This window comes from Pseudomonas sp. MPB03 (assembly GCF_046605385.1).
In the GTDB taxonomy this organism is placed as follows: Bacteria; Pseudomonadota; Gammaproteobacteria; order Pseudomonadales; family Pseudomonadaceae; genus Aquipseudomonas; species Aquipseudomonas zanjanensis.
Genome location: NZ_CP176770.1, coordinates 6,023,512 through 6,049,119 on the forward strand (window position 1 = coordinate 6,023,512; position 25,608 = coordinate 6,049,119).

22 protein-coding genes are annotated in these 25,608 nt (G+C 63.1%); 13 read left to right on the top strand and 9 right to left on the bottom strand.

The window, feature by feature from the left end; translation table 11 throughout:
- Positions 1 to 44 precede the first annotated feature (44 nt).
- Positions 45 to 917: a thioredoxin gene (trxA, locus tag ACLH0I_RS26240; RefSeq protein ID WP_411385765.1), complete on the top strand. Its 873-nt coding sequence runs from the start codon at positions 45 to 47 to the stop codon at positions 915 to 917.
- Here the strand turns inward: trxA and ACLH0I_RS26245 are convergent.
- Entirely contained in the window at positions 911 to 1,258 is a 348-nt protein-coding gene (locus tag ACLH0I_RS26245; protein ID WP_411385766.1) for a hypothetical protein, read from the bottom strand. The two genes, trxA and ACLH0I_RS26245, sit on opposite strands and share 7 nt — an antisense overlap.
- A gap of 120 nt (positions 1,259 to 1,378) precedes the next feature.
- Between ACLH0I_RS26245 and ACLH0I_RS26250 the strand changes: the two genes are divergently transcribed.
- The 5 genes from ACLH0I_RS26250 to ACLH0I_RS26270 all read left to right on the top strand — a co-directional run bounded on the left by ACLH0I_RS26250 (position 1,379) and on the right by ACLH0I_RS26270 (position 5,597).
- Positions 1,379 to 1,972: a DUF2796 domain-containing protein gene (locus ACLH0I_RS26250; RefSeq protein WP_411385767.1), complete on the top strand. Its 594-nt coding sequence runs from the start codon at positions 1,379 to 1,381 to the stop codon at positions 1,970 to 1,972.
- A 159-nt stretch (positions 1,973 to 2,131) separates the two neighbouring features.
- Complete coding sequence (locus ACLH0I_RS26255; RefSeq protein ID WP_186707691.1) at positions 2,132 to 2,842, top strand: ABC transporter ATP-binding protein; 711 nt, start codon at positions 2,132 to 2,134, stop codon at positions 2,840 to 2,842.
- 1 nt (position 2,843) lies between these two features.
- Positions 2,844 to 4,109: an ABC transporter permease gene (locus ACLH0I_RS26260; RefSeq protein WP_411385768.1), complete on the top strand. Its 1,266-nt coding sequence runs from the start codon at positions 2,844 to 2,846 to the stop codon at positions 4,107 to 4,109.
- 11 nt (positions 4,110 to 4,120) lie between these two features.
- Positions 4,121 to 4,639, top strand: coding sequence for a DUF3299 domain-containing protein (locus tag ACLH0I_RS26265; RefSeq protein ID WP_186707693.1), 519 nt, complete (start codon positions 4,121 to 4,123; stop codon positions 4,637 to 4,639).
- 259 nt (positions 4,640 to 4,898) lie between these two features.
- The gene (locus ACLH0I_RS26270) at positions 4,899 to 5,597 is read left to right on the top strand and encodes an OmpW/AlkL family protein (RefSeq protein WP_186707695.1); all 699 of its coding nucleotides are present in this window, start codon (positions 4,899 to 4,901) and stop codon (positions 5,595 to 5,597) included.
- A 140-nt stretch (positions 5,598 to 5,737) separates the two neighbouring features.
- On the opposite strand, the gene ACLH0I_RS26275 is transcribed toward ACLH0I_RS26270, so the two are convergent.
- Together ACLH0I_RS26275 and ACLH0I_RS26280 are read right to left on the bottom strand one after the other, a co-directional pair.
- Entirely contained in the window at positions 5,738 to 6,667 is a 930-nt protein-coding gene (locus ACLH0I_RS26275) for an NAD-dependent epimerase/dehydratase family protein (protein ID WP_411385769.1), read from the bottom strand.
- Entirely contained in the window at positions 6,660 to 7,544 is an 885-nt protein-coding gene (locus ACLH0I_RS26280; protein ID WP_053188636.1) for a sugar nucleotide-binding protein, read from the bottom strand. Before ACLH0I_RS26280 ends, ACLH0I_RS26275 begins: the two co-directional genes overlap by 8 nt.
- 295 nt (positions 7,545 to 7,839) lie before the next feature.
- On the opposite strand from ACLH0I_RS26280, the gene ACLH0I_RS26285 reads away from it, so the two are divergent.
- On the top strand, positions 7,840 to 12,153 hold the full coding sequence (locus ACLH0I_RS26285; protein WP_411385770.1) for a DEAD/DEAH box helicase: 4,314 nt from the start codon (positions 7,840 to 7,842) through the stop codon (positions 12,151 to 12,153).
- 123 nt (positions 12,154 to 12,276) lie between these two features.
- Here the strand turns inward: ACLH0I_RS26285 and ACLH0I_RS26290 are convergent, their stop codons facing one another.
- On the bottom strand, positions 12,277 to 14,364 hold the full coding sequence (locus ACLH0I_RS26290) for a mechanosensitive ion channel family protein (RefSeq protein WP_411385771.1): 2,088 nt from the start codon (positions 14,362 to 14,364) through the stop codon (positions 12,277 to 12,279).
- A 289-nt stretch (positions 14,365 to 14,653) separates the two neighbouring features.
- Between ACLH0I_RS26290 and ACLH0I_RS26295 the strand changes: the two genes are divergently transcribed.
- The 4 genes from ACLH0I_RS26295 to ACLH0I_RS26310 are packed head-to-tail and all read left to right on the top strand — an operon-like array spanning position 14,654 to position 18,678.
- Positions 14,654 to 15,580, top strand: coding sequence for a DUF72 domain-containing protein (locus tag ACLH0I_RS26295; protein WP_411385772.1), 927 nt, complete (start codon positions 14,654 to 14,656; stop codon positions 15,578 to 15,580).
- The gene (locus ACLH0I_RS26300) at positions 15,577 to 16,389 is read left to right on the top strand and encodes an endonuclease/exonuclease/phosphatase family protein (RefSeq protein ID WP_250962627.1); all 813 of its coding nucleotides are present in this window, start codon (positions 15,577 to 15,579) and stop codon (positions 16,387 to 16,389) included. Before ACLH0I_RS26295 ends, ACLH0I_RS26300 begins: the two co-directional genes overlap by 4 nt.
- Positions 16,386 to 17,684: a cardiolipin synthase ClsB gene (gene clsB / locus ACLH0I_RS26305; protein ID WP_186707707.1), complete on the top strand. Its 1,299-nt coding sequence runs from the start codon at positions 16,386 to 16,388 to the stop codon at positions 17,682 to 17,684. Before ACLH0I_RS26300 ends, clsB begins: the two co-directional genes overlap by 4 nt.
- Positions 17,671 to 18,678 carry a lysylphosphatidylglycerol synthase domain-containing protein gene (locus ACLH0I_RS26310; protein WP_207966116.1) on the top strand — a complete coding sequence of 336 codons (1,008 nt, stop codon included), beginning with the start codon at positions 17,671 to 17,673 and terminating at the stop codon, positions 18,676 to 18,678. Before clsB ends, ACLH0I_RS26310 begins: the two co-directional genes overlap by 14 nt.
- A gap of 136 nt (positions 18,679 to 18,814) precedes the next feature.
- Here the strand turns inward: ACLH0I_RS26310 and ACLH0I_RS26315 are convergent, their stop codons facing one another.
- From ACLH0I_RS26315 to ACLH0I_RS26330, 4 genes are all read right to left on the bottom strand, one after another.
- On the bottom strand, positions 18,815 to 19,573 hold the full coding sequence (locus ACLH0I_RS26315; RefSeq protein WP_186707711.1) for an alpha/beta hydrolase family protein: 759 nt from the start codon (positions 19,571 to 19,573) through the stop codon (positions 18,815 to 18,817).
- The gene (locus tag ACLH0I_RS26320; RefSeq protein WP_411385773.1) at positions 19,563 to 20,666 is read right to left on the bottom strand and encodes a DUF3182 family protein; all 1,104 of its coding nucleotides are present in this window, start codon (positions 20,664 to 20,666) and stop codon (positions 19,563 to 19,565) included. The genes ACLH0I_RS26315 and ACLH0I_RS26320 overlap by 11 nt, the downstream gene beginning before the upstream one ends.
- A 351-nt stretch (positions 20,667 to 21,017) precedes the next feature.
- Positions 21,018 to 22,349, bottom strand: coding sequence for an IS110 family transposase (locus ACLH0I_RS26325; RefSeq protein ID WP_411384783.1), 1,332 nt, complete (start codon positions 22,347 to 22,349; stop codon positions 21,018 to 21,020).
- Between the two features lie 269 nt (positions 22,350 to 22,618).
- The gene (locus ACLH0I_RS26330) at positions 22,619 to 23,614 is read right to left on the bottom strand and encodes a GlxA family transcriptional regulator (protein WP_411385774.1); all 996 of its coding nucleotides are present in this window, start codon (positions 23,612 to 23,614) and stop codon (positions 22,619 to 22,621) included.
- Positions 23,615 to 23,712: 98 nt separating this feature from the next.
- Here ACLH0I_RS26330 and ACLH0I_RS26335 point away from each other — a divergent pair, with 98 nt between their 5' ends.
- Positions 23,713 to 24,270, top strand: a complete 558-nt coding sequence (locus ACLH0I_RS26335; RefSeq protein ID WP_411385775.1) for a cysteine hydrolase family protein — start codon at positions 23,713 to 23,715, stop codon at positions 24,268 to 24,270.
- A gap of 89 nt (positions 24,271 to 24,359) precedes the next feature.
- A complete protein-coding gene (locus ACLH0I_RS26340) occupies positions 24,360 to 24,977 on the top strand; it encodes a hypothetical protein (protein ID WP_411385776.1) in 618 nt (205 codons plus the stop codon).
- A 109-nt stretch (positions 24,978 to 25,086) separates the two neighbouring features.
- On the opposite strand, the gene ACLH0I_RS26345 is transcribed toward ACLH0I_RS26340, so the two are convergent.
- Entirely contained in the window at positions 25,087 to 25,608 is a 522-nt protein-coding gene (locus ACLH0I_RS26345; RefSeq protein WP_003206078.1) for a single-stranded DNA-binding protein, read from the bottom strand.

Genomic DNA, 25,608 nt, shown 5'->3' on the forward strand with positions numbered 1-25,608 from the left:
CAAGCCGTATAGTTGCCCCATTCAAGCGCTCTACGAGATTGCCCATGACTCAGGAAACGCCCTACATCTTCGACGCCACCACGGCCGATTTCGATCAGTCGGTGATCGCCAACTCTTTCCACAAACCGGTGCTGGTGGACTTCTGGGCCGAGTGGTGCGCGCCGTGCAAGGCGCTGATGCCGATGCTGCAAAGCATTGCCGAGAGCTACCAGGGCGAACTGCTGCTGGCCAAGGTCAACTGCGACATCGAGCAGGACATTGTCGCCCGTTTCGGCATTCGCAGCCTGCCGACCGTGGTGTTGTTCAAGGACGGCCAGCCCGTGGATGGCTTTGCCGGTGCCCAGCCGGAATCGGCGGTGCGGACGATGCTCGAACCCCATGTGCAAATGCCGCCGCCGGCCGCGGCCGATCCGTTCGAACAGGCCCAGGCGCTGTTCGACGACGGTCGTTTCGCCGATGCCGAAGCCGTGCTCACGGTATTGCTGGGTGAAGACAACACCAACGCCAAGGCCCTGATCCTGTACGCCCGCTGCCTGACCGAGCGCGGCGAACTGGACGAAGCGCAGACGGTACTCGACGCGGTGAAAAGCGACGAGCACAAGGCCGCCCTCGCCGGTGCCAAGGCGCAGATCCAGTTCCTCGGCCTGGCCAAGCACTTGCCGGACGCCGCCGACCTCAAGGCCCGCCTGGCGAAAGACCCGCAGGACGATGAAGCGGTGTACCAACTGGCGATCCAGCAACTGGCGCGCCAGCAGTACGAAGCAGCCCTCGATGCGCTGCTCAAGCTGTTCGTGCGTAACCGCGGCTACAACGAAGGCCTGCCCCACAAGACCTTGTTGCAAGTGTTCGAACTGCTGGGCAACGACCATCCGCTGGTGACGACCTATCGCCGCAAGCTGTTCGCCGCGCTTTACTGACCGACCCAACTGTAGAGCGGTGTATCGGCGCCGCTCAGCACCTTGACCTCGGCGCTATGGCGCAAGCGCACCAACAAGCGCTTGCCCGCCGAGGCGCTGCCGGTCAGGCCTTCGAGCTGTTCCAGCAGGTCCGGGCCGCTCAGTTGGCCGGCCTTGCGCAGCAGCTCCTTGGCGATCTGCCACTGGGCATCATCTTGATTCGCCGGTTTGGCCGCAGGCGCCACTACGTTCTCGGACTTGGCCACTTGCAACTGCGCGCCGAGCTGCGCCCAGTCGCCCTCATCCATCTCAATCGTCAAGTCCACCGGCCATTCGCCGACGGTTCCGCGTATCCGCAACATCACCGTGCTCCTGAATATTTCATGTACGCATGCTCCCATGGCCCTTGCGCGACGCCAAGCAGCCGGTCAAACTCTGCGCACTTTCGTTATAAGATTACATAACCTTTTCGGAGACTCGTCATGCGTCGTCTGCTTCTCGCTTTGCCGTTCGCCCTGCTGCCATTGGCTGTCGCTCACGCGGCGGTAGAGCATGACCACGATCATGATCACGAACATGGCAGCCTCGGCGCCCATGAACACGGCGTTGCTCGACTGAACGCCGCCCTGGATGGCCAGACCCTGGAACTGGAGCTGGAAAGCCCGGCGATGAACCTGGTGGGCTTCGAGCACGCCGCCACCAGCGATGCCGACAAGGCCAAGGTCGCCGCCGTACGGGCGCAGTTGGACAAGCCGCTGGCGCTGTTCAATCTGCCGGCCGCCGCCAAGTGCACCGTAGCCCAGCAGGAACTGGAAAGCCCGTTGTTTGGTGATGAACCGGACCACGATCACGACCATGACGAGGACGCTGATGGCGACGAGCACCACGGCGAGCACAGCGAGATCCATGCCCACTACCAGTTCACCTGTGCTACCCCGGGTGCCTTGGAGAACCTGGACCTGGCCACACTGTTCAAAACCTTCCCGGCCACGCAGAAAATTCAGGTACAACTGATCGGCCCGAGCGGCCAGAAAGGTGTGGAAGTGACGGCCAAGGCGCCAGCCCTGAAATTCTGATTCATCGCAAAACCCAAATGTGGGAGCAAGCCTGGTGGGAGCAAAGCTTGCTCGCGATAGCAGTCCAACCGTCAGCTACCCAGTTGAATGTGATGGCCTCATCGCGAGCAAGCTCGGCTCCCACAGGTCTTCCACAGGTTCCACTTTGAAGCGACAAACATGACCCAAGCACTCATCGAACTGTCCGACCTGGGCTTCAGTTGGCCCGGGCATCCGCCCTTGCTGGATATCCCGGCGTTTCGCCTGGAAGCCGGCGAAACCTTGTTCCTCAAGGGCCCGAGCGGCAGCGGCAAGACCACGTTGCTGGGGCTTCTGGGCGGGGTGCAGACGCCGGATCGCGGCAGCATCCGCCTGCTGGGCCAGGAACTCAGCGAACTGGGCGCCGGCCGCCGCGACCGCTTTCGCGTGGACCACACCGGCTACATTTTCCAGCAATTCAACCTGCTGCCGTTTCTCTCGGTGCGCGAGAACGTCGAACTGCCCTGCCATTTCTCCAAGCTGCGTGCGCAACGGGCCATCCAGCGCCACGGCAGTGTCGATCAAGCCGCCGCCACGCTGCTGGCCCACCTGGGCTTGACCGATGCGAAGCTGTTGGAGCGCCGCGCCGACTCGCTGTCCATCGGCCAGCAACAACGGGTCGCCGCGGCTCGGGCGCTGATTGGCCAACCGGAACTGGTGATCGCCGACGAACCCACTTCGGCCTTGGACTACGACGCTCGGGAAAACTTCCTGCGGCTGTTGTTCGCTGAATGCCGCGAGGCCGGCTCGAGCCTGTTGTTCGTCAGCCATGACCAGAGCCTGGCACCGCTGTTCGACCGCCACCTCTCGCTGGCCGATCTCAATCGTGCCGCCACGCCACTCGAGGTTTGAGATGTATTTGTTCCGTCTAGCCATGGCCAGCCTGGCGAACCGCCGCTTCACCGCGATCCTCACCGCATTCGCCATCGCCCTGTCGGTGTGCCTGCTGCTGGCGGTGGAACGGGTGCGCACCGAGGCGCGGGCCAGTTTCGCCAGCACCATCAGCGGCACCGACCTGATCGTCGGCGCCCGCTCCGGCTCCGTGAACCTGTTGCTGTACTCGGTGTTTCGCATCGGCAACGCCACCAACAACATTCGCTGGGACAGCTTCGAGCAGTTCGCCAACAACCCGAAAGTGAAGTGGGCGATCCCCATGTCCCTCGGCGATTCCCATCGTGGTTATCGGGTGATGGGCACCACCGAGGCCTACTTCGAGCATTACCAGTACGGCCGCCGGCAACACCTGGAACTGGCCGATGGCCGGGCGTTCGCCACCGATCCGTTCGAAGTGGTGCTCGGCGCCGAAGTCGCCGAAGCGCTGCATTACAAGCTTGGTGACAAACTGGTGCTGGCCCACGGCGTGGCGGCGATCAGCCTGGTCAAGCATGACGACAAGCCCTTCACTGTGGTCGGGATTCTCAAGCGCACCGGCACCCCGGTGGACCGCACGCTGCACATCAGCCTCGGCGGCATGGAAGCGATCCACGTTGATTGGAAGAACGGTGTGCCGGCCCAGGGCAACGGACGCATCAGCGCCGACCAGGCCCGCAACATGGACCTCACGCCCCAGGCGATCACCGCGTTCATGCTTGGCCTCAACAGCAAGATTTCGACCTTTGCCTTGCAACGCGAGATCAACGAGTTCCGTGGCGAACCGCTGCTGGCGATCCTGCCCGGCGTAGCCCTACAGGAACTGTGGAGCCTGATGGGCACGGCGGAGAAAGCCCTGTTCGTGATTTCGCTGTTCGTGGTGCTGACCGGGTTGATCGGCATGCTCACGGCAATCCTCACCAGCCTCAACGAACGTCGCCGGGAGATGGCGATCCTGCGTTCGGTGGGCGCGCGGCCGTGGCACATCGCGACGCTGCTGGTGCTCGAAGCCTTTGCCCTGGCATTGGCCGGGGTCACCGCCGGGCTGGCACTGCTGTACATCGGCATCGCCGCCGCCCAGGGTTACGTGCAGTCGGCCTACGGTTTGTACTTGCCACTGGGCTGGCCGAGCGAATATGAATGGACGCTGCTGGCTGGCATCCTGGTCGCCGCCCTGCTGATGGGCAGCGTGCCGGCCTGGCGCGCCTATCGCCAATCGTTGGCCGACGGCCTGTCGATCCGTCTATGAGGACCTTGAAAATGCCCCGCGCCCTGCTAGCGCTGTTGATGATGGTCACCCTGCCGTTGTGGGCGGCCGAGCCGAGGGACCTGGCCTGGTCGGAAATGATCCCGCCGGACGCGCCGCCGGAAGTGCCGAACATGACGCCGCTGCATGACCTGTCGAAGATGAGCGATGCGTTGGCCGCCGAAGCCGCACCCGCGGCCAAGCAGGACCTGCCCAACGCCCCGGTGGTCAAGGCCCTCGACGGCCAGCAGATTCGCTTGCCGGGCTACATCGTGCCGCTGGAAGTCAGCGAAGAAGGCCGCACCACGGATTTCCTGCTGGTGCCGTATTTCGGTGCCTGCATCCACGTGCCGCCACCGCCGTCGAACCAGATCGTGCATGTGAAAAGCGAAGTCGGGGTCAAGCTCGATGAGCTGTACCAACCGTACTGGGTCGAGGGGCCGATGCAGGTCAAGCCGTCCACCAGTGAACTGGCCGATGCCGGGTATCAGATGGAGGCTGAGAAGATTTATGTGTATGAGCTGCCGGAGTGAATCTGGCTATTAGTTGTTGCCTGTTAGATAGCTTTCGCGAGCAAGCCCGCTCCCACAGTTTTGATCGCATTCTTCCTGAAGAAACTCGGTCTATTGTGGGAGCGGGCTTGCTCGCGAAGGGGGCCTCGAAATTGACTCATCATCATTTCATTGAGCTGAGTCAATTAAACACCCCCTGACTCATTGAGCTGTGTCAAAAGACCGGGCCAGACGGCTTCGTACCATGGGACATCAAATTTCGATGCCCTTTGGAGCCCCCATGAACAAGTCCTTGCTCAGCGCGTCCCTCGTTGCCCTCGCCCTCGCGGCCCCGCTCGCCCAGGCCCATACCGCCGGCGACATCATCGTTCGCGCCGGTGCGATCACCGTCAACCCGGACGCCGACAGCTCCAGCGTCAAGGTCGACCGTGGCCCCCTGGCCGGCGCCGACCTGGGTGGCAAGGCGACCATGAGCAGCGACACGCAACTGGGCCTGAACTTCGCCTACATGATCACCAATAATCTGGGCATCGAACTGCTGGCGGCCTCGCCGTTCGAGCACGACGTAAAGCTCAAAGGCACCGCCCTGGGCGCGGCCAATGGCAAGCTCGGCACCCTCAAGCACTTGCCGCCGACCCTGAGCCTGGTCTACTACCCGCTCGACGCCAAGTCGGCGTTCCAGCCTTACGTCGGCGCGGGCATCAACTACACCTGGATCTATGACGAACACGTCGGCAGCGACGCCAGCGCCAACGGTTTCAGCAACTTTCGCGCAAGCAACAGCTGGGGCATGGCGTGGCAAGTCGGTGCTGACTACATGTTGACCGACAACATCATGATCAACGGCCAGATCCGCTACATCGACATCGACACCACCGCCTATGTGGACAACAACGCCGTGGCCGGCGGCACCCGGGCCAAGGTGGACGTCGATGTGGATCCGTTCGTCTACATGGTGGGGTTGGGCTACAAGTTCTGACCCAAGACTTGAAGGTACAAACATCCCTGTGGGAGCGAGCTTGCTCGCGATGACGGTGGATCAGCCAACAAAGATGTTGACTGACCTACCGCTATCGCGAGCAAGCTCGCTCCCACAGTTTTTTTGGGGCGGTGAGAGTCTCAGCGCCCCAACAACCGCGCCAGGCCCACGCTCATCGGTGTCTGCTGAGGGAAGCTGAAGCGTTGCAACAGCCGATGGTTGTCCGCCCGGGAATGGCGGATGTCGCCGGAGCGCGCCGGGCCGTAGCTGATCGGCGGCAGGTCCCCCACTACGGCGGCCAGGGCCTGGAGCATCTGCTTGAGGGTCGTGGCCTGGTTCCAGCCGACGTTCAGCGCACCCACTTCCACCTCGGGCTTCTCGATGGCCTGCACCAGCAAGTCCACCAGATCTTCCACATAGACAAAGTCCCGCGTCTGCTCGCCGTCGCCAAACACGGTGATCGGCAGGCCTTTCTGCGCCCGTTCGCTGAAGATGCTGATGACGCCCGAATACGGCGAGGACGGATCCTGGCGCGGGCCGTAGATGTTGAAGAAGCGGAACACCACCGGTTCCAGGTCGTGCTGGCGGCGATAGAAATCGAAGTAGAACTCGCTGGCCAGTTTGTCCGAGGCATAGGGTGTGAGCGGGGCCTTGGGGGTGTCTTCGTCGATGGGCTCGCCTTCGCCGTTGTTGCCATAGACCGCCGCGCTGGAGGCGAACAGCACGCGTTTCACCCCGCTCTGGCGCATGGCTTCGCAGACATTCAGGGTGCCGATGAAATTGCTCTGGTGGGTGCGCACCGGGTCATCCACCGAGGCTTGCACCGAAGCCACCGCCGCCAGGTGCGCCACGGCGCTGCAACCGGCCATGGCCCGGGCCACCAGCGCGGCATCGGCGACGTCGCCTTCGATCAGCTCGACCGCCGGGTTGTCCAGCGGCAGGTTGCTGCGCTTGCCGGTGGACAGATCATCGAGGATCCGCACCGCATGCCCCTTGGCGAGCAAGGCGTCGGTCAGGTGCGAACCAATGAAACCCGCACCGCCGGTGATTAAAACAGGGCCTTTAGCCATGGCGATAAAACCTATCCAGTAAGCCCGGGAGTGCCGCGCGCCAGGCGCGGGGCTTGATCCCGAAAGTGTGCAGAATTTTCTTGCAGGCCAGCACCGCGTGCTGCGGTTCTTCCGCGGCGTCCGGCCGTGCGGCATGAGCCTGGGGGGTGGGCGACTCGATGGCCAGCGGATGCAGGGCGCGGGCTTCGGTGAGGATCGCCTGGCCCAGCGCCAGCGGCGTGGTCGCCTCGTGCCCGGCGTAATGATAGGTGCCCCACAGCGGCGCCGCGCAATCGAGCTGCTTGAGCACCGAAATGATCACCCGCGCCGCATCGTCCACGGGCGTCGGGTTGCCGCGACGGTCGTCCGCCAGCAACAGCTCTTCGGGCTGTTCGGCCCGGGCCAGGAAACGGCCGAGGATACCGTCGGCGCTGTCATCCAGCAGCCAGCCGAAGCGCAGCAGTACGTGTTGCGGGCAGGTGGCGCGCACGCTTTGCTCGATCCGCCAGAGCGCCTGGCCACGCACGCCCAAGGGCACCGGCTCGTCCTTTTCGCTGTAGGCCGTGGCGCGGGAGCCATCGAACACGCGATAGCTGGACGGTTGCAACAAGACGATGTTGTGGTGCTGGCACAGCTCGGCCAGGCGCTCGACAGCGCGCTCCTGGCTGGCCAGGCGCTGCTCGCTGACAGCCTCGGCCTGGAACCAGTCGAAGTAGTACGCCAGGTTGATCAAGGCGTCCGGACGGGTATCGTCGAGCAGTTGCGTCAGGCTCGCGGCATCCCAGCCGTCTTCGGGCGGGCGGGGGGCAAGAAAACCGATGTCTTCTTCTGCACCGAGGCGAATCAGCGCCTGCCCAAGGGCATTTCCGCCGCCCAGTAACATAAGGCGCATTCGCATAAAGTCAGCAGGCCCAGTCTATTGGCACAAGAATTTGGTCGATAACGCCCGCAGGCGTTGTCGGAATCGTTGCATTTTGCGGGTTTAGTGCGCAACCGTCATCCGCAATGTGCAGATCACCGGGTTTGTACAGGTCTTGGGGCCCTCATCGCGAGCAAGCTCGCTCCCACAGGGGATCTCCAATGTGCATGCGATCCCTGTGGGAGCGAGCTTGCTCGCGATGAGGCCGGAACAGCCAATGGAGATCCCGGACGGTACTTGCATCTTCCCCACCCCACCCGCCTAAACTGCCCACATGAATCTGCCCCTTGCAGCCAACCACGCCATGGCAGGCTTTCACCCCGCCGTTCGTGCCTGGTTCAGCCAGACCTTCCCGGCGGTCACGGCCGCCCAGGCCCAGGCGTGGCCGTTGATCGGCCAGCGTCGCTCGGTGCTGGTCGCAGCGCCCACCGGCTCGGGCAAGACCCTGACGGCCTTTCTCGCCGTGCTCGATGACCTGGTGCACCGTGGCCTGGAACAAGGCGGCCTGCCGGACCAGACCCTGGTGGTCTATGTCTCGCCGCTCAAGGCCCTGAGCAACGACATCCAGATCAACCTGCAGAATCCCCTGGCCGGCATCACTGAACAGCTACAGAAAATGGGCTTGCCGCCCTTGCCGATCACCACCGCCGTGCGCACCGGCGACACGCCGCAAAAAGACCGCTCGGCGATGCGCAAGACCGCACCGCACATCCTGGTGACCACGCCTGAATCCCTCTACGTGCTGCTCGGCTCCGATTCCGGCCGACAGATGCTCGCCAGCACCCGCACGGTCATCGTCGACGAAATCCACGCCATCGCCGCCAGCAAGCGCGGCAGCCACCTGGCCTTGAGCCTGGAGCGCCTGCAAGCCCTGTGCGCCGAACCGCTGATGCGCATCGGTTTGTCGGCCACGCAAAAACCCATCGAAGCGGTCTCGCGGTTTCTCGTCGGCGAAGGACGTGCCTGTGACATCGTCGACATCGGCCACGCCCGCCCCCGCGATTTGGACATCGAGGTGCCACCGGTGCCGCTGTCGGCGGTGATGGCTAATGACGTGTGGGAACTGGTCTACAACCGCCTCGCCGAACTGGCCCGTGAACATCGCACCACCCTGGTGTTCGTCAACACCCGGCGCCTGGCCGAACGCCTCAGCCGACACCTGAGCGAACGCCTGGGCAAGGACGCCGTGGCCGCTCACCACGGCAGCCTGGCCAAGGAGTTTCGCCTCGACGCCGAACAACGCCTGAAACGCGGTGAACTGCAGGTGCTGATCGCCACCGCGTCCCTGGAGTTGGGCATCGATATCGGCGACGTCGACCTGGTCTGCCAGATCGCCTCGCCCCGTTCGATCTCGGCGTTCCTGCAAAGGGTTGGACGCTCCGGCCACCAGGTCGGCGGCACGCCCAAGGGGCGTCTGTTCGCCACCACCCGCGACGACTTGATTGAATGCGCCGCCCTGCTCGACTGCGTGCGCCGAGGCGAACTGGACATCCTGCACATCCCCAAGGCACCGCTGGATGTGCTGGCCCAGCAGATCGTCGCCGAAGTCAGTTGCCAGGAATGGTCGGAACAGGCGCTGCTGGAAGCCTTCCGCCGCGCCTCGCCTTACGCCGAGTTGGACGACGGGCATTACCAGGCGCTGCTGCAAATGCTCGCCGAAGGCCTCAATGGCCGCCAAGGCGTGCGCAGCGCCTACCTGCACCGCGACGCCGTGACCCGGACCTTGCGCGGGCGCCGGGGCAGCAAGCTGACGGCGGTGACCAGCGGCGGCACCATTCCCGACAATGCCGACTACAGCGTGCTGCTCGAACCCCAGGGCTTGAACATCGGCAGCGTCAACGAAGACTTCGCGGTGGAGAGCATTGCCGGCGACGTATTCCAACTGGGCAATACCTCCTACCGCATCATTCGCGTCGAGACCGGCCGCGTGCGGGTCGAGGACGCCCAGGGCCAACCGCCGACCATCCCGTTCTGGCTCGGCGAAGCCCCGGGGCGCAGCGCCGAACTGTCTTTCGCCGTGGCGCGCCTGCAAGCCCAGCTCGACCACCTGCTGGCCGCCACGCCGGGCCACCTGCAACCAGCCCTCGACTGGCTGACCAGCACCTTGCGCCTGAACCTCGCCAGCGCCGAACAATTGGTCGATTACCTCGCCCCGGCACGCCTGGCCTTCGGCGCCCTGCCGTCCCAGGACACGTTGCTGATGGAGCGGTTTTTCGACGAGTCCGGCGGCACGCAACTGATCATCCACACACCCTTTGGCAGTCGCATCAACCGCGCCTGGGGCCTGGCCTTGCGCAAGCGCTTCTGCCGCACCTTCAACTTCGAATTGCAGGCCGCCGCCAGCGAAGACGCCATCGTGCTCTCACTGTCCACCAGCCACAGCTTCGAACTGGACGAGGTCTGGCGCTACCTCAACAGCCACAGCGCCGAGCAGATCCTGGTCCAGGCGGTGCTGGATGCACCGCTGTTCGGCGTGCGCTGGCGCTGGAACGCGGGCGTGGCCCTGGCGTTGCCGCGCTACACCGGCGGGCGCAAGGTCGCCCCGCAAATTCAACGCATGAAGAGCGAAGACCTGATCGCCAGCGTGTTTCCGGACCAGATCGCCTGCCTGGAAAACCTCGCCGGCGAGCGGGAAATCCCCGACCACCCGCTGGTGGAACAGACCCTCGACGATTGCCTGCACGAAGCCATGGACAGCGAAGGCTGGCTGGCATTGTTACGGCGCATGGAAGCGGGCGAGGTGCGCCTGATCAGCCGCGACCTGCCGGCGCCCTCGCCGCTGGCGGCGGAAATCCTCAGCGCCCGCCCCTACACGTTTCTCGACGACGCGCCACTGGAAGAACGGCGGACCCAGGCGGTGATCAACCGGCGCTGGAGCGATCCACAGGCCACCGACGACCTGGGCGCGCTGGACGCCGAGGCCATTCAATCGGTCCGGGATGAGGCCTGGCCGACGCCGGCCAATCTCGATGAGATGCACGAAGCCTTGATGAGTCTGGCCTGCATCGCCGACAGCGAAGTCGACGCCCACGTGCCGTGGCTGGATTGGTTGCAGGCATTGGCGGCCAGTGGGCGCGCCAGCCACCTGCAGATCAGCGCCGAGCGTGGTTTGTGGGTGCCGCTGGAACGCCTGACCTGCTTGCAAGCCATTTATCCACAGGCCCGGTGGCAACCGGCACTCACACCATTGGCGGGTTTCGATGAAGCCTGGGACAGTGACGAAGCCCTGGTGGAGGTGCTTCGCGCCCGCCTCAGCGCCTTTGGCCCGTTGCCGTTGAAGGCCATCGCCTACCCGTTGGGGTTGTCGACCCCGCAGGCCACCCAAGCCCTGGCGCAGCTTGAGCAGCAAGGCTACGTGCTGCGCGGGCGGTTCACGCCGGGCACCGGGCAGGAGGAATGGTGCGAGCGGCATTTGCTGGCGCGGATCCACCGCTACACGGTCAAGCGCCTGCGCCGGGAAATCGAGCCGGTGATGTTGCAGGACTTCATGCGGTTCCTGTTCGATTGGCAGCACCTGTCCTTGTCCACCCAGGGCCGGGGCAATGCCGTGCTGCCGTCGATCCTGAGCCAGTTCGAAGGCTACCCGGCCGCCGCGTCAGCCTGGGACAGCGACCTGTTGCCCGGCCGGATCAAGGATTATTCGCCCAGTTGGCTCGATGAGCTGTGCCGCAGTGGCAAATGGGTATGGACGCGCCTGAGCGCACGTCAAAAACCGTCTGCCAGTGCCCTGCGCAGCACGCCGGTGGTGTTGCTGCCCCGCAGTCAGGTGGCGTTGTGGAGCAGCCTGGCCGGGCAAACGCCCCTGGATGAACTGTCGCCCAAGACGCAAAAAGTCCATCAGGCCCTCAGTGAACACGGCGCGCTGTTTTTCGATGAGCTGGTCCACGAAGCCCACCTGCTGCGCAGCGAACTGGAAATCGCCTTGCAGGAACTGGTGGGCGCCGGGTTGGTGAATGCCGACAGCTTTGCCGGCTTGCGCGCCCTGATTACGCCGGCCAGCAAACGCCAGGCCCGTAGCAGCCGGCGCGGGCGCGGCGCGTTTGTCGGCGGTATGGACGACGCCGGACGCTGGGTCTTGTTGCGCCGCAGCCCACCCGCCCCCGTGGAGGGCAACCGCCCCGTGCCCACCGCGCCGGATGCGTTGGAGCACATCGCCATGACCTTGCTGCGCCGTTACGGCGTGGTGTTCTGGCGCCTGCTGGAGCGCGAGGCCGACTGGCTGCCGAGCTGGCGCGAGCTGCTGCGCACCTTTCATCGCCTGGAGGCGCGGGGCGAGATTCGCGGCGGGCGTTTTGTCAGCGGCCTGGCGGGCGAGCAATTCGCCCTGCCCGAAGCCATCCCACTGCTGCGCGAAACCCGCCGCCGCCCCACCGACGGTAGCCTGGTGGCGGTGTGCGGGGTCGATCCGCTGAACCTGGCCGGCACGTTGCTGCCGGGGGCGAAAGTGCCGGCGCTGGCGAGTAATCGGCTGGTTTACCGGGATGGGTTGCCGGTGGCGGCGCTGATTGCCGGCAAGCAGCAGCTTTGGGTGGAGTTGGATGCTCAAGGGATGGCTGAGGTCAGGAACAAGCTCATTCAGAAAGTTTGAGGGTGTCTGGGCGGGCCTCATCGCGAGCAAGCTCGCTCCCACAGGGTTTTTCCATTCACCACAACCCTACTGTGGGAGCGAGCTTGCTCGCGATGAGGCCATAAGCCCCACCACAAAACTCAACTATTGAGATTGATCAGGCACCTCTTCCCCCGCCTTCGGCTCCTCGGCCAACCGCTTCGGCATCACCACCTGCTGTGGATAAGTCTGCGCAAAATGCACCGCCGGGTGGTTATCCACAAGCTTTTTCAGCCGCTGGTTGAACGCCCGGCTCACCGCATACTGCCCACCCGACACGGTGCGGAACTGCGCCGTGAGTACCACGCCGTTGAGGTCCATCTTGTCCACGCCGAACACATCCAGCGGCCCTTGCAGGTTGAACTTGAGGAACGGGTCTTCGGCAATCGAACGCCCGGCTTCGCGAATCAACTCGATGGCCTCGTCCACGTCGGTGTCGTAGGTGAATTGCACGGAGAAGAACGCAAAGGCGAATTGCCGGGACTGGTTGGTCACGGCCTTGATCTGGCCGAACGGCACCGAATGCACGAAGCCCTTGCCGTCGCGCAGGCGCAGGGTGCGGATGGTCAGGCCTTCGACGGTGCCGGCGTGGCCGGAACTGAGCACCACCCAATCGCCGATGGACAGCGTGTCTTCGATGATGATGAACAACCCGGTGATCACGTCCTGTACCAGTTGCTGGGACCCGAAACCGATCGCCAGCCCCACCACCCCGGCCCCCGCCAGCAACGGTGCGACGTTGATGCCCAGGTTGGCCATGGTGGTGATAGCGCAAATCACCACCAGGATGATTTTCGCGGCGTTGCGCAACAGCGGCAGGATGGTCTTGACCCGGGTGCTGGGCTGGCGTGCGCCGCGCTTGTTCAGCGGCGGCTTCAAGGCTTCCTGGATCGCCGTGTCGAGCACCACCCAGGTGAGCCAGGTCATCAGGACGATCAGGCCGATGCGGCTCAACGAATCACTGATCGCCCGACCGATGGCATTGCGCGAGGCGAATTCGAACAGGGATATCCCCCAGATTCGTCCGAGGATTTCAATGAATGCCACCGCCATGACGATGCGTAGCAAGGCGTGCAGCAGACTTAGCAAACGACCCTTGTAGGCGCTGTTGCGCTGGATGGCTTCGGCCTTGGGCGACTTGAAGACATGTTGGAACACGGTGCTGAGAAACACCGTGGCGATCAGCAGGATGGTGGTGAACAAGGCACAACGCAGGGCTTTCTGGTTGTCCTCGCCGACGCCGATCAGGCTCACCGCCGACACCAGCACCATCAGCAGGATCGGCCAGTACCAGAGCCCGGAGAAAATCCGCAGCGACTCCTGCAAGGCCGGCTGCTTCAAGCGCTGGGCCAGCGGGCGGTTGCGAATCAAGTGTGCCACTGGCCGGCGCATGTGAATCACCAGCCAGCCAAAGATCATTGAAGCCGACAACCCGGTGAACACCGCGACGCTGCTGGTGATGTTACCGCCCAGTTGCCGGGCGATCTGCGGGCTGGTCAGGGCATCGCTGAGGGCGGCGAGAAAGCCAATCAGAAACAACGGCCGCGGGCTGAAGCGCCGAATGATCGCCACCGCGCGACGTTTGTGCCCGGCGTTGAACATGACGATCACGCAGAGCAACACCGAGGTGGAGAAAATACCGCTGCTGGTGGCGTAGGCGAAGCACAGCGCCAGGGCACGGCCGACCGAGACTTGCAGAAAGTGGCTGATATAGAGGGTCAGTGGCAGGCAGGCCACCGCCGGCAAGGTATAGGGCAGCAGGTAACCGAGCAGGTCGTGCACGCGCTGACGGGTACGCAACCAACGGCGCCGACCGAGACGCCGTACCAGCAATCGCGCGCCGGCCCACAGCAGCGCAAACGTCCCCAGCCACACGCCGGAGAGCAAGAGGAAATCCCCCGCCACGCGCCAGGACGAGCGGGACGTCTGGTCCACCAGCCGGTCCACCTCGTCCGCCGCCCGGTCCGCCCGCAGGCGCCAGGCATCCACCAGGCTCTGGTTGAGGTCGAGTTTGTCCTGGACGTCGTCGATGCTCGAACTGATGGCCCCCAACAGACCGCCCTGCACCAGCGGCGCGGGCTCGGCGGGCGGTTCGTCGGGCTTGGCGGTGCCAGGGACAGCGACGGTCCCGTAGGCGCTGGTGCCGGTCATCGCCAGCAATAACAGCAGCAATACAGTGCTCAATCGAGACAAAACGCGAGGCTCCTTCACACGGGATGGGTAAGGAACTGATCAATATTGGGCCGGCAAGTTCGCCCGGAAGATCAATACAACCCCTGTGGCGAGGGAGCTTGCTCCCGCTGGGGCGCGTAGCGGCCCTGTTTTTTTGGGGGCTGCTGCGCAGCCCAACGGGAGCAAGCTCCCTCGCCACAGAATCCGCGTCTCCCCTCTTCCGTCGGTAAGACCATCGAAACTTTCCAGCTCGCGCGGCGGTCATCAAAAGACACAGGCGGTACGAGGTCATTGGCACGGGGAGGGATACATGACGGCGATCCACATTGGTATTTCCGGCTGGCGCTACACGCCTTGGCGGGGGGATTTCTACCCCAAGGGGCTGACCCAGAAACGGGAATTGCAATTCGCCTCGCGAGCGGTCAACAGTATCGAAATCAATGGATCGTTCTACGCCCTGCAACGCCCCGAACGGTATGCCCAATGGTATGCCGAGACCCCACCCGGCTTCGTGTTCAGCGTCAAGGCCCCGCGTTTCATCACCCATATCAAACGCCTTCGAGACATCCACAAGCCTTTGGCCAACTTTTTCGCCTCCGGGGTGCTGGAGCTCAAGGAGAAACTGGGGGCGATCCTCTGGCAGTTCCCGCCCAGCTTCAAATTCGACCCGCAGCTGTTCGAGGACTTTCTCAAGCAACTGCCCCACGACACCGAAGGCGCCGCCGCCCTGGCCCGAGAGCACGAGCCGCGCCTGGACGGCCACGCCAGCACCGAGACGGATAAGAAACGCCCACTGCGCCACGCCGTGGAGATCCGCCACGAAAGCTTCATCGACCCGCACTTCGTCACGTTGCTCAAGCGCTACGACGTGGCCCTGGTGGTCGCCGACACCGCCGGTAAATGGCCCTATCGCGAAGACGTCACCAGCGATTTCGTCTACCTGCGCCTGCACGGCGCCGAGGAGCTGTACGCCAGCGGCTACACCGACGAGGCGTTGAAGCGCTGGGGTGACCGGATCGAGGCCTGGAGCCACGGCAAGCAGCCGAGCGATGCGCACCTGATCGACCCGGACAAGAAACCCCGGGCGCGCAAGAGCCGGGAAGTGTTCTGCTATTTCGACAACGACATCAAAGTCCGCGCGCCCTACGACGCACGTCATTTGCTGGAACGCTTCCATCTGGACAAGGACCTCGCCACCGCGCCCGGCGAGCGCCCGGCCGAAGGGGTGCTGCCATGAACCGTCCAGAACACAGCGAAGCGACCCACGAGCCGACTCAACAACGGCCCCACGATCTCGACCGGGTCAGCCGTTTCACCGTGCTGACGGTCAATACCCACAAGGGTTTCACCGCCCTGAACCGACGCTTCATCCTGCCGGAGCTGCGCGAAGCGGTGCGCAGTGTCTCCGCCGACGTGGTGTTCCTGCAGGAAGTCCACGGCACCCACGAGCACCATCCCCAGCGCTACAGCAACTGGCCGAGCATGCCGCAATACGAATTCCTCGCCGACACCCTCTGGCCGCAGTTCGCTTACGGACGCAATGCGGTATACCCGGCGGGCGATCACGGCAATGCGCTGCTGTCGAAATTCCAGATCATTCGCCACGAGAATCTCGACGTGTCCATCAGCGGCCACGAAAGCCGCGGCATGCTCCACAGCGTGCTGCGCCTGCCGGGCGGCGAAGGGCAGGAGGTGCATGCCATTTGCGTGCACCTGGGGTTGCGCGAAGGCCATCGCGTCGAGCAATTGAAACTGCTTTGCCAGCGCCTGAGCGAATTGCCGTCCGACGCCCCGGTGATTGTCGCCGGGGACTTCAACGACTGGCGCGGCAAGGCCAACGACCTGCTCGAACCCTGTGGCCTGCGGGAGGTGTTCGCCGAACAGTGGGGCAAACCGGCCCGCAGTTTCCCGGCACGCCTGCCGATCCTGCGCCTGGACCGCATCTACGTGCGCAACCTCAAGGCCCATCACGCCAAGGTATTGAATGTACGCCCCTGGTCGCACCTTTCCGACCACGCACCGCTGTCGGTGGAGATCGAATTATGAGCGCGACGATGAACAAGGCGACGGTGGAAAAGATCGAGGTGCCGCCGACCGAACGCAACCCGGCGCTGGCCGACATCGAATACGGCTGGCACGGCAACAACCGCGTCATCCTGCTGGAAAATGGCGAGGAGTATTTTCCACGGGTGTTCGAGGCGATTCGCCGTGCCCAGGAAGAAATCCTCCTTGAGACCTTCATTCTCTTCGAGGACAAGGTCGGCTGTGAACTGCGGGACCTGCTGGTGGATGCGGCCCGACGCGGCGTGCGGATCACCGTCAACCTCGACGGCTTCGGCTGCGGTGAGCTGACCACCGAGTTCCTGGCATCGTTGAGCGACGCCGGGGTGCGCTTGCAGATGTTCGACCCGGCGCCCCGGCACTTGGGGATCCGCACCAACTGGTTCCGCCGCCTGCACCGCAAGATCGTGGTGGTGGACGGAGTGATTGCGTTCATCGGCGGGATCAATTTTTCCGCCGACCACCTGGGGGATTTCGGCCCCGAGGCCAAGCAGGATTATTCCGTGGAGGTCAAAGGCCCGGCGGTGGTGGATATCCATCACTTCGCGCTGCTGCAGAGCGGCCGGCCCGCCCGGGCCAAGTATTGGTGGCAACGCCGCCGCAGCCGGCGCAACGAGCTGGCGTTCAGCGACCATGACGGCCAGGTGCGCCTGGTCTACCGGGACAACCACGAGCACCAGACCGACATCGAAGAGGTCTACCAACAAGTGCTGCGCAGCGCCAAACGGCGGGTGGTGATCGCCAATGCCTATTTTTTCCCCGGCTACCGGTTGCTGCGCGAGATCCGCAATGCCGCCCGGCGCGGGGTGGAGGTGCGGCTGATCCTGCAAGGGCAGCCGGACATGATGATCGCCAAGCTCGCGGCGCGGATGCTTTACGACTATCTGCTCAAGGCCGGCGTGACGATCTATGAATATTGCGAGCGGCCGCTGCACGGCAAGGTCGCCCTGGTGGATGAGGATTGGAGCACCGTCGGCTCGAGCAACCTCGACCCGTTGAGCCTGTCGCTGAACCTGGAAGCCAACGTGCTGATCCGCGACCGGGCGTTCAACCGCGAGCTGTTCGAGCGCCTCGATCACCTGAGCCGCGAACACTGCACCGCCATGCCCGAAAACCATGCGCCCCGGGGCCTGCTGTGGCGCATGACCATCGGTTTCATGGTGTTCCACTTTCTGCGTCATTTCCCGGCCTGGGCCGGCTGGTTGCCGGCTCACAAACCGCGTCTGAAACCTTTTTCGCCGCCAACGGCGGTCCGGAGCGAACCCCATGAACCACTCTGAAGCGCACACCGCGCCGAGGGATGCCCATGCGCCGGAACAGGCCAAGCCCAAATCCCGCTGGAGTCGCTGGAAACGCCCGCTGACCCTGGCGTTCTTCCTGCTGCTGATCGTGCTGTTCACGGCCTTGGCCCGGCGCATCGACTGGTCCGAAGTGTTTGCCACCCTGGCCGATTTCAAGGTACGCACCTTGATCATCGCCGCCGCGCTGACCATCACCAGTTTCATCACCTATGCCTGCTTCGACCTGATCGGCCGCACCTACATCCGCCAGAAACTCGGTTGGCGGCAGATCCTGCCGGTGGGAGTGATCAGCTACGCCTTCAACCTCAACCTCAGCGCCTGGGTCGGCGGCATCGCCATGCGTTACCGGCTGTATTCGCGACTGGGGGTCAGTAGCGGGAACATCGCCAAGATCCTCGGCCTGAGCCTGGCCACCAACTGGTTCGGCTACATGACCCTGGCCGGGGTGGTGTTCAGCAGCGGCCTGGTGACAATGCCGCCGGGCTGGAAACTCAGCAGCACTGCACTGCAAGGCGTGGGCGTGCTGTTATTGCTGGCAAGTGCCGGGTATCTGGCGGCCTGTCGGTTTTCCAAGCGTCGGGCCTGGACCGTGCGCGGCATGGAAATCAATCTGCCGTCGCCACGCATGGCGGTGCTGCAATTGGCCTTGGGCGCGCTGAACTGGTCGCTGATGGCAGCGGTGATCTTCACGTTGCTGCCCAGCAAACTGGATTACCCGGTGGTACTCGGGGTGTTACTGATCAGCAGCATTGCCGGGGTCATCACTCATATTCCGGCGGGGCTCGGGGTGTTGGAGGCGGTGTTCGTCGCCCTGCTGCAACACGAGGTGTCGCGGGGCAGCCTGCTGGCGGGGTTGATTGCCTACCGGGCGATCTACTTCATCCTGCCGTTGCTGATTACCGTGGTGATGTATTTGGTGATCGAAGCGAAGGCCAAGGCGTTGCGGGTAAAGCCGGGGCTCAAGCCCAAGTGATGGGTTGCCTGGCCTGGCCCCATCGCGAGCAAGCTCGCTCCCACAGGGGATTTGTAGCGTTCGAAAAATTGGGTTCGCACAGATCCATTGTGGGAGCGAGCTTGCTCGCGATGAGGCCCGCCCAGACACCAGATGTCTACCGCGCCTGAATAATGCTCAACCGCTCTCCCACCACCATTTCCGTGATCCAGTCCACCAGGATCGAGGTGTAAGCCTGTTGTGACACGGGGTCGCTCAAGGCATGGTCGGCGCCGTCGATGATCCGGTGCGTCAATGAATGGGTCTGCTGGCACGCCGCCCGATAACTCATGATCGTGGCATGGGGCACGTAGGTATCGGTCTCGGATTCCACCAGCAACACATCACCGGTGAACTGCGAACACGCCTGCAAGGCGCGATTGGTGCTGGCGTGCACCAAGGTGCTGCGGTAATCCAGCAGGTCGGTCTTGTCCAGGTCGCGCTTGGGGGTGTGCCACTGCTCGTCGCGGTACAGCGCTGGCACCCGCAGGGCCAGCCAGCGCACCGGACGCAGCGACGTCAGGATCGAGGCCAGGTAACCGCCATAACTGGTGCCCACCACGGCAATCGCCGAAGTGTCCAAGCCCGGATGGGCGAGCAAGCGGTCGTATGCCGCCAACAGATCCCGCAGGTTGTCCTCGCGAGTGACCCGGGACAAGGGGATCCCCGCCCCGCCGGTGTGCCCGCGCAAGTCGAAGGTCAGGCACACGCAACCGAGGCCGGCGATGCCTTTGGCCCGTTCCAGGTCCCGTTCCTGGCTGCCGCCCCAACCGTGTACAAACAACACGCCAGGGACCTTCGACTTGGGGCTGAGGAAGGTCCCGTTCATATGCTCGTCATCAATTGCAATCTGGATCGTTTCGCTTCTAGCCGTCATAGGATTGAACCGTTACGTATTTGAGTAGGAAATCACCGTTTTCCGCCGCGCCGCGATACACCTCCTTGGCACCGGTCGGCAGCGGTTGGTCGCGGTAGGTTTCCACCGAGGACACCCGCACCGCGCTGGTTTCAGGCGCTTCGACGAACACCTGCAAGGCCGCCAGCTCGGCACTGCTGGCCCCGCCCATGCGCCAGGATTGTTCCAGCACACCGCCACGGGGCTGGCCGCCGGCATCCAGGCCTTGGGCGATGTCGTAGTTGCGCCGCGACGCAAAAAAGCTCGGGTAGGCCTGGTTGGCGGCGTCATCGAACACTTGTGCCAGGCGCACCGCCTCGCGCACATCGTCGGGCAGTTCGAGCCTGAGCAACTCTATATAGCCGCCTTGCACCACCAGCAGGTCCGACCCGCCATAAACCTCCAGCCCTTGGCTGTCGTGGGTCAGGTGCTGCACGCCGCAATAGCTCATGACCTTGCCGTTGATGAAGCTCTGGCCGACGCTCTGGGTCTTGACCTCGTTGAGGTGCTGTTCCAGCACCACCCCTTCGCGAAACAGCGCCTGGGCGTCAGGATCGGCAACGATTTCATCGAACTGCGCCAGGCTCTTGATCAGCCGTTGGCCACGCCCGGCACAGGCGTGGATCGGCTTGAGGCGGATCGGCCCGGTGTAGAGCAGATGTTCGGCGGCCGGACGCGCATCCTTGAGGGAAAAGACGGTCACACCGTCAAGCACCGCGCCACGGGTGAGCTTGGCAAACAGCGGCGACCAGCCTTTGGGCGCCACGGCGTCCTTATTCAACAGACCGTGGGTAATCGCCTTGGTGCAGATAAAATCGTGCTCGACGTACCCTCCCCACACATCATCCGGCCCCTTGATCCCCAGGCGCATCAAGGCTTCAGTACCGATCAGGGTTTGTGTGGGCAACAGATAAAGATCATGACCGGCCTGGGAATCCTGACGGTCGCCGCATTCCCATCCCAATATCTGTGCCAGCCACTGGGCCAGTGCACGGTTGGTCTCGACTTCATGACGCGGTGCTTGTGGATTGACCGAATAGGCCACGACCCGTTTGTTGCGATTGACTGATGTCATGCGGTGCCCTTTTTCCTGCGCTCGATGGCTTGAGAAAAGGGAAGGTGCAGAGATCAGGCCAACGAGGTGATGGGCGATGAGGGTCAGCCAAGCGGGCGCATCGGGAGCAATTGATAGCACCGGGCCTGTTTCATTCTGCACGACCCATGACAGGCATCCCGCAAATTGCACGATGCCAGCCTGCAGTCACAGCCTCCAACCTGTGGCGAGGGAGCTTGCTCCCGCTGGGCTGCGCAGCAGCCCCAATATATTAACTGACACACCGCGCTGAGTTCCTTTGGGGGCGCTTCGCACCCCAGCGGGAGCAAGCTCTCATCAAACAAAATCCATCCCCTTGTTCTCCAAAGCTTTTTAAGCCGCGACCAATCGAACACCCAGCTTTGTAGCCTTACGCTGTAAGGCTCTAAGCTGACGATCACGACTTTTGGCCTCGTACTCGTCCATATCCTGCGCCACGTAAGGCTGTCCCTTGGTCAGCATGGCGTAGATCAGGCGGGCCAGCTGGTGAGCCGTAGCCTTAATGGCGCAGGCCGTATCCATGCGAGCCAATCGGGCGCGGTGACTGGCACCGATAAAACTTTTATCGGTGCGGGCGCTAGAGGCCGCCTGCTTCAACGCTTGTGCCGCCCGGTTAAATACCTTGGGGACATGACCGGGCAAGGGTTTTCCCCCCGATATTCGGGTTGAGGGCGCTACCCCCAACCAAGAACTGAAATGTTGCTCAGTCGGAAAACGCGACAAATCAGGTCCGACTTCGCTCGCCAGAACCAAGGCAGATTCGATTCCGATGGTGGGAATCGCGGTCAGGTCCACGCCCATGATTCTCACAAGTGCCTGGTGCAAGCTGGCCTGTTCATCTGCCGAGCGATGCGGGCTACGCAGTGGCTTGGTGGGTTGCGGGGGCTCATGGTTCAGCACTGGGAGTCGATCAAGTGCCTGAGTGATGGCCTGATCACATTCGGCAATCTGCTTCTCAAGGAAATCATGAGCAGCCACCTCCTGAGCCAAAGCATGCAGATGCTCGACTCGCCAGTTACCGTGCAGGCTGCGGGCAATGGTTTGGTGATCGGCCTTGATACGGCCGTCTCGGAAGTTGGCCAAGACTTGAGGGTCACGCTCGCCATCGATGATGGCCTTGATGATTTTCATCCCTGTCACGCCAGCAATATTGCTGATGACATTGGCTAACTGAATATTCATCTGCGTCAGGGCTTTTTGCATGCGGTTGATGGTCTTGGCTTGATCACGAACCTTCATGGCCCGCTGGCGAACCAATGATCGCATCGAGCAAATATCATCAGCGGGTCGGAAAGCACCTCTGAGTAAGCCATGGGTCATGAGTTGCCAGATCCACTGGCAATCCAGAACATCGGATTTACGCCCGCTTATCTGACGAGTTGCACGGGAGTTGACCAGGTACACCTCAAAGCCCCTTGAATCGAGAAGCTCGAACAGGGGTATCCAGTAAACGCCAGTGGCCTCCATCGCCACGACCTTGATTTTCAGCGATTCCAGCCATTCGGCCAGCCTCACCAAATCCTCAGTGAAGGCCGGAAAACAGCGAACAGGCTTGTCGCTTTGATCGGGATTGACGCCAACCCAGTGCTCGCGGCTGCCGATATCGATACCGGCACAATGAGGGTGAATCACTTCAAATCGTTTCTGCTGCTTCTTGCGCGCCATGACAATTCCTCGCAGGATTGAATGGCGCGCGGGGAACACGGTGGCGAACGGATTCACTCTCTCATACGTGGTCACAGCTTGCTGTGCCTACAACGACTCCACGCCGATACCGTGCCGGCCACTCTCCCTCGCGGGTGCGGACACACCAGTGATAGCTACGGCCTCTTTCCCCGCGCGCACCCCATCTTAAGCCGAGCACTTGTTTGCTGCGCGACAGCGCAGCGTCGGCGACGCGGCGGGGACTCCCTCGCCACAAAAAAGGTTCAGCGTCAGGCTTTGGGAGTGCTCGATGGGCTCACTCCGAATCTCGCCCGGTAATCGCTCGGCGCCAACCCGGTGATTTTCCTGAACGTCGCACGAAAGGCGCTCGGGTCCTGGTAACCGACGGTCCAAGCGATGTGGTCGATAGTGCCGTTGGTGAACTCCAGCATTTCACGGGCCTTGCCAACCCGCAGGTGCTGGCAGTATTCGGTGGGCTTGAGGCCGGTGGCGGCACGGAAGCGGCGCAGGAAGGTGCGCTCTTCCAGTCCGGCCCGTTCGGCCATCGTCCCGAGGGAAACCTCTACCGCGCCGTTGCCTTGCAACCAATGCTGGACCTTGAGAATCGCCCCGTCGCCATGGCCGAGGATGGGCGCGAAGTTACTGCCGCACTGGCTCGCGCTGTCGCTGTGTTCGATCACCAGGAACTGCGCCGTGCGCGTAGCGATGCTGGGCCCGAGCAGGCGGTCCACCAGGCGCAGCCCCAGTTCCGACCAGGCCATCAGCCCGGCGGTGGTGATCAGATCGCCGTCGTCGACGATGGGTTTGTCGGCGTTGAGCTTGATCTTCGGGTAACGGGCAGCGAAATTCTTGGCCGAGGTCCAATGAGTGGTGGCGCTGCGCCCGTCGAGCAAGCCGCTCTCGGCCAACAGGATCGAGCCGACACACACACCGCCGAGTACGGTGCCGCCCGCATGTCGTGCACGCAGCCAATCCATCAGCGCTGGCGTCGCCAGGCCTTCATCGAAACCGGCGATGGATGGCGGGATCAGCAACGCAACCAATGGGCCCACCGGACCGGTTTCGCTGTCGAAGACCCGCCGCGGCGCCTCGCCATTGTCGGTCTGCCAGTGACTGACCCGCAGCCGTGGCAATTGTGCACTGGCCTGCTCGGCCGCGATCCGCTGGGTCACGGCGAACAGATCGGTCAAGCCATGCACCGCCGCCATTTGCGCGCCGGGGTAGATGAGCACCCCAAGCTCGGCAACTGCCCTTTGCTGCGTCATTGTCAGTTTTCCCTCGCTTATTGTCGTTGCGGCCAATCCTCGACCCGGTGGTAAACGCCAATACTGGCGCCCTACCCAACCTGATCGAGGAAGCCCTCATGTCCAAGCAAGCGCTCATCGTAGTCGATATCCAGAACGACTACTTCCCCCAGGGAAAATGGCCACTGGTCGGTGCCGACGCCGCCGCCGATAACGCCGCGCGGCTGATCGAAGCCTTTCGCCAGGCCGGAAACAGCGTGGTGCACATCCGCCACGAATTCACCTCCGACGACGCGCCTTTCTTCACCCCAGGCTCCGAAGGCGCCCAGTTGCACCCCAAGGTGCTCAACCGCGCCGACGAACCGGTGGTCCTCAAGCACTTCGTCAATTCGTTTCGCGAAACCGAACTGCAAGCCCTCCTCGAACAGCATGGCGTCGAGCAACTGGTGGTGGTCGGCAGCATGAGCCACATGTGCGTCGATGGCATCGTGCGGGCGGCGGCGGACCTGGGTTACGGCGTCACGGTGATCCACGATGCCTGCGCTACTCTCGACCTGGAATTCAACGGCGTCGTCGTCCCGGCCGCCCAGGTGCATGGGGCGTTCATGTCGGCGCTGGGGTTTGCTTACGCGAGTGTGGTGAGTACCGAGCAATTCCTGAGCGACAGCCAGGCGTAGGCGCAGCCATAAACAGCAAGCGAAAATGACTAGGCGTGTGCGAGTTGTTACGACGAGAATGGCCGGGTATTTTCCCAAGAGCCAGCCGCATGAAACGCAGACGCCCGCCGCGCCTGGTCGAATCGCCCTTCCCGATCGCTACCTCAGCGCCACGGCACCCGCCCATGTGGGATTGCTCAAGCGACGTGTCCAGGCCGGGATTCCTGGGGACCATGATTTACGCTGCGGGGATGTTGCTGGCCCTGCCCGTCTATTGGCTGGCAGTGTTTACCCTGATGCTGTTCAAGGTCGAAGGCCTGTCGCCGATTCACAAGCAGGTCATTATGGAACCGCTGGTTATCGCGCTCATGTTCATCAGTGCGTTCGCGGCCGTCTGCGTGATCAAATGGCTGGCATCCGGACCCGAAGTCCTTGGGTTCTGCTTCGACGAACGCCAGCAACGCCTCACCTTCACCCAGCGTCGCCCTGCCCGGCAAACCACCGAAGAAAGCGTCCCCTACAGCGATATCCATTACATCAAGCCCTACACCTTGACCACTTTTGCCAACGTGAATCACTTTGATGTGGGCTACGTCGGGGCCGAAGGCAAGCCGATTGCGCTGCGGTTTCGGGTGGACATCACGGTGGAGGAAATGGCATTCCATGCCACGTGGTTGACGCAGTCGATAGGCGAAAGGATGCAGGAGCTCTTGGATCTGGATCTGTGAGCAAGACTGGGCCAGAACCCGCCTGCGCCGAATGAATAAAAAAGCCCCAAGCGCAGAGTGCGCTTGGGGCTTTTTTTCAAACTATTGGCTGAGCAATCTCAACCCGCAATCAGAACGGAATATCGTCATCAAAGCTGTCGAAATCCGGAGCCGGCTGCGGCGCGGCCTGTTGTGGGGCCGGGCGTTCGCGTTGTGGCTGTGGGGCCGACTGCGGACGAGGCGCCTGCTGGCGCGGGGCCGGAGCCGACTGCTGGTAGTTGTTGCCACCTTGCTGTTGGTCGCCCTGTGGACGGCCACCGAGCAACTGCATGGTGCCTTGCATGTCGACCACGATTTCGGTGGTGTAGCGCTTGATGCCGTCTTTTTCCCACTCGCGGGTCTGCAGCTTGCCTTCGATGTACACCTGCGAACCCTTGCGCAGGTATTCGCCGGCAATCTCGGCCACCTTGCCGAACATCGACACGCGGTGCCATTCGGTCTTCTCGACCTTCTGGCCGGTCTGCTTGTCGGTCCACTGTTCGCTGGTCGCCAGACTCAGGTTGGTCACGGCGTTGCCGTTCGGCAGGTAGCGAACTTCGGGATCCTGGCCGCAAGTACCGACCAATATGACTTTGTTAACCCCACGGGCCAT